Here is a 4,321-nt window from a genome sequence, read left to right as displayed (position 1 = left end):
GCCCAGCGCCCGCAGCGCGCCCGGGTCGGCCCCGCCCAGCGGGCTGGTCAGCAGGGTGTGGGCCGCCTGCGCGGTCAGCTCGCCCGGCGGGCTGTCGACGCAGCGCAGGGCGAGCAGCAGCGGGGCGACCGTGCCGTCGCGGGCCGGTGGCAGCTCGTCGCCGGCCACCTCGACCGGCACCCCGCCGGCGACGAGCATCCGGCGCAGCGGCAGCATCGACCGGGTCGCGCTGCGGACCAGGACCGCCATCCGCTCCCACGGGGTGCCGTTCTCCAGATGTTCCCGGCGCAGCAGGTCCGCGATGCCCTCGGCCTGGGCGCCGGCGGTCGTGTATGTGCGTGCCTCCACCCGTTCGGCGACGGGCGGGCCGGCGGCGACCAGCTCCCGGTGGGCGCGCAGATGCTCGGCGGGCAGGCCGGTGGCGGGGATGCGCCGGGCGGCCTCCCGGCTGACCGCGAGCGCGAGCGGGCCCAGCCGCCGGCAGCGCCGCAGGGTGACGACATCGGCCGCACGCCCGTCGGCACGGGGGAAACGAGCCGGGAACTCCAGCAGGCCGCGGACCTCCGCCCCCCGGAAGCCGTAGATCGACTGGTCCGGGTCGCCGACGACGACGAGGTCGGCGCCGCCGCCGGCGACAGCGCGCAGCAGCCGTTCCTGCGCCGGATCGGTGTCCTGGTACTCGTCGACGAACACGGCCTGGTAGCGGCGACGCAGCTCGGGCCCGACATCGTCGCTTTCGGCGACAAGGGCCGCCCGCTGCACCAGCTCGGGGTAGTCGATGGCCCCCACGTGGTCGAGGGCGTCGAGGTAGTCGGCGTAGAAGGTCGCCATCGCCGCCCAGTCCGCCCGGCCGGTGCCGTGGGCCAGCCGGGCCAGCGCGTCCGGGTCGAGACCGACCTCCCGGGCGCGGGCGAGCATCGCGCGGACCTCCTCGGCGAACCCGCGGGTGGTCAGACAGCCCGCCAGGGCCGCCGGCCACCGGGGGCGGCCGATCTCCCGCGTGCCGGCGAGCAGGTCGCGCAGCTGGGCGTCCTGCTCGGGGCCGGACAGCAGCCGCGGCGGGACGCCGAGCGGGTCGGGCCGGTACAGCCGCAGCAGCGCGTAGCACCAGGCGTGGAACGTCCAGGCAAGCGGGACGCCGACCGCGGCCCCCAGCCGCCAGGTGATGCGCTCCCGCAGCTCCCGCGCGGCGCGCCGGCTGAAGGTGAGCACGAGGATCGCCGCCGGGTCGAGCCCGTCGCGCACCCGCCGGGCCACCGCCTCGACGATCGTGGTCGTCTTGCCGGTGCCGGGCCCGGCGAGGACGAGCAGCGGTCCCCCGGCATGATCGACCACCCGGCGCTGGTCGGCGTCGAGGGCGGGCGGGGGCACCTGCGGCGTCGGGGTCCGTACGAGCCGGTAGGCGGCCGGGCCGCCGGCCCCGCCGGTTTCGGCGGCGCCGCCAGCCGCGCCGGCCCCGGTGGTGCCGACGGCGTCCCGATGAACTGTCACGGAGTAGAGCACACCACGTCCCACCGACAAACCCGGATAGGCCGGCACCAGAACGCCCGTTCCGCCACCGGGACCGGACGAACCCGCCGGTACGGCCAGGAGGTGTCCGACGGACGTCCGACCGCGCGGGCGGCGCTCAGCCGGCCACCCGCCGCGTCGTCGCCCATGGCTTCGCGCCACGAGCTTCTCCTGCGCCGTCCCGGCGACGAGGCCGGGCAGGCACGAGGCCGGGCAGGCGGAAACGAGCAGATGGAGCAGATGGAGCAGATGGAAAGGAAAATAGGGGGAGCGGACAGCAGGAGACAGGTGACAAGAGGCCGTCAGCCGCGCCGCCGGCAGGGGTGCGCGGCCGGCGGGGGCGTGCCGTCAGCCGGTTGGTCGGCCGTCCCAGCGGGCCACGGCCAGGTCCACCCGCTCCCCGCCGGGACGCAGCGCGGTGCCGTCGGCGACGAGCCGCCGCAGCGCCTCGACCGGGGCAGTCGGGTTCGGCTCGCCGGTGGAGCGGATCACCCGGTGCCAGGGCACGTCGTCGTCATGCCCGTGCCGGCTGAGCACCGCGCCGACCGTCCGGCCGGTGCCTGCGCCCACGTACTCGGCGACGTCACCGTAGGTCATCACCTTGCCGCGAGGGATCCGGGTGACCGCCTCGAGGACGGTCATCGCGTACGGGCTCGGCCAGCCACCGACACTGATCCGGGTGGCCAGCCCCGCGGACACGCTCAGCGGCGGCTCATGTCGCCGCCCGGCCCGGCGGGCATCCACTGGCATCCGACCTCCTCCGACACGACCCGGAGCAACAGTCGTACAACCATACGTATCCACATGATCGCATGCACAGCCACCCCGCCGGTACCCTACGTCAACGAGCACCGGCCAGCAAAGAAGACCGCCGCGAGTTTGCCGTCCGGTACGCATCCGGGGCCGAAAAACGTACACGACGACAAACTCGCGCAGCTCATGCCGCGCCCGGGTAGTCGTGAACCCGTGCCACGACCACCCGGAGGCGGTTCAGCAGACGGGCGGTTCAGCAGACGGGCGGATCAGTAGACGGGCAGCGACTTGTCGACCTGGTTCGCCCAGGCGGTCACCCCGCCCTGGACGTGCACCGCCGAGGAGAAGCCCGCCCCCTTCAGCGTCGCCAGCGCCTCGGCCGAGCGCACCCCGCTCTTGCAGTAGACGACGACCCGGCGGTCCTGCGGCAGCTCGGACAGGTGCGCCGGCAGCTCGCCCTTGGGGATCAGGCGCGCCCCCGGGATGCGCACGATCTCCCACTCCGCCGGTTCCCGCACGTCGACCAGTTCGATCGGCTCGCCCCGGTCGAGCCACTCCTTGAGCTCGGTGGCCAGGATCGTCGAGCCGGCGGCGGCCCGCTCGGCCTCGTCCGAGACAATCCCGCAGAACGCGTCGTAGTCGATCAGCTCGGTGATGGTCGGGTTCTTGCCGCACAGCCGGCACTCCGGGTCCTTGCGGACCCTGATGGTGCGGTAGCTCAGCTCCAGGGCGTCGTAGACCGTCAGCCGCCCGACCAGCGGCTCGCCGATCCCGGTCAGGAGCTTGATCGCTTCGGTGGCCTGGATCGACCCGATCGACGCGCACAGCACGCCGAGCACGCCGCCCTCGGCGCAGGAGGGCACCATGCCGGGCGGGGGCGGCTCCGGGTAGAGGCAGCGGTAGCACGGGCCGTGCTCGGCCCAGAACACGCTCGCCTGCCCGTCGAACCGGTAGATCGACCCCCACACGTACGGCTTGCCGAGCAGCACGCTGGCGTCGTTGACCAGGTAGCGGGTGGCGAAGTTGTCCGTCCCGTCCACGATCAGGTCGTACTGGCTGAAGATCTCCGTGACGTTCGAGGTGTCCAGCCGGGTCTCGTGCAGGACGACCTTGACGTATGGGTTGGTCTCGCGGATGGCGTCCCGGGCCGACTGCGCCTTGGACCGCCCCACGTCGGACTGCCCGTGGATGATCTGACGCTGCAGGTTGGACTCGTCCACGGTGTCGAACTCGACGATGCCGAGCGTGCCCACCCCGGCGGCGGCCAGGTACAGCAGGGTCGGCGAGCCGAGCCCGCCGGCGCCGACGGCGAGCACCTTCGCGTTCTTCAGCCGCTTCTGGCCGTCCATGGCGACATCCGGAATGATCAGGTGTCGGGAGTAGCGGCGGACCTCGTCGATGGTCAGGTCGGCCGCTGGCTCGACCAGAGGCGGCAGTGACACGATCTCTCCTCGCGGTTACAGCGCTGGCATCCGTACGTCCGGCTACCCTGTCATCCCCATCCTCGCAGGGACGCCATGCCATCATCGGCGATCCACCGACAGAGGCCACCGACAGAGGCCACCGACAGAGGCCACCGACAGAGGCCGCTGACAGAGAGCACCGTTGGCGGACGCCGCCAGAGACCACCGATGGATCACCGACGGCGGCGGACGCCGACGACGTGAACACGACATGCCCGGACCGTGGGCTGATGGCGACAACACCGCCGGCGCGCGGAAACTTCCGTGGCCTCCGCCCGCCATGCCCCGGTTCTCGCCACGCCGGCCGCCCGGCTCGCCCGCGGCCCGTCGCCAGCGCCTGGTCCGGTCCCGGTCCGGTCCGGTCCGGTCCGGTCCGGTCCGGTCCGGTCCGGTCCGCGGTGACGTTACCTGCGGCCCGCGGCCCCGGCTCTGGGCCCGCCTGCTCTCTTCCCGTTCCGCGCGTCCTGCCGGCCATTGCCATTGCCATTGCCATTGCCGGCGGCGACACCGGCCGCCCCCGCACCGTCCTTATACACATCTCCGAGCCCACGAGCCTAGCGCCCCCTCGTATGCCGTCTTTTGCTTGAAAAAAAAAA

Annotated in this window: 3 protein-coding genes; all 3 read right to left on the bottom strand. The window is 73.2% G+C overall.

Going from position 1 to position 4,321, the window contains the following annotated elements; all coding sequences use genetic code 11:
* Positions 1–1,491: ATP-dependent helicase (locus tag NBX02_RS04275; RefSeq protein WP_250290074.1), on the bottom strand; the 1,491-nt coding region annotated here is incomplete at its 3' end.
* A gap of 366 nt (positions 1,492–1,857) precedes the next feature.
* Positions 1,858–2,259: an MGMT family protein gene (locus tag NBX02_RS04270; protein ID WP_250290073.1), complete on the bottom strand. Its 402-nt coding sequence runs from the start codon at positions 2,257–2,259 to the stop codon at positions 1,858–1,860.
* A gap of 272 nt (positions 2,260–2,531) precedes the next feature.
* Positions 2,532–3,704: an adenylyltransferase/sulfurtransferase MoeZ gene (gene moeZ, locus NBX02_RS04265; protein ID WP_250287297.1), complete on the bottom strand. Its 1,173-nt coding sequence runs from the start codon at positions 3,702–3,704 to the stop codon at positions 2,532–2,534.
* Positions 3,705–4,321 lie beyond the last annotated feature (617 nt).

The sequence above is a fragment of the Protofrankia sp. CiP1_Cm_nod1 genome (assembly GCF_920888515.1).
Taxonomy (GTDB): domain Bacteria; phylum Actinomycetota; class Actinomycetes; order Frankiales; family Frankiaceae; genus Protofrankia.
The sequence above is the reverse complement of the archived record's forward strand: the minus strand, read 5'-3'. Positions and strand labels throughout refer to the sequence as shown.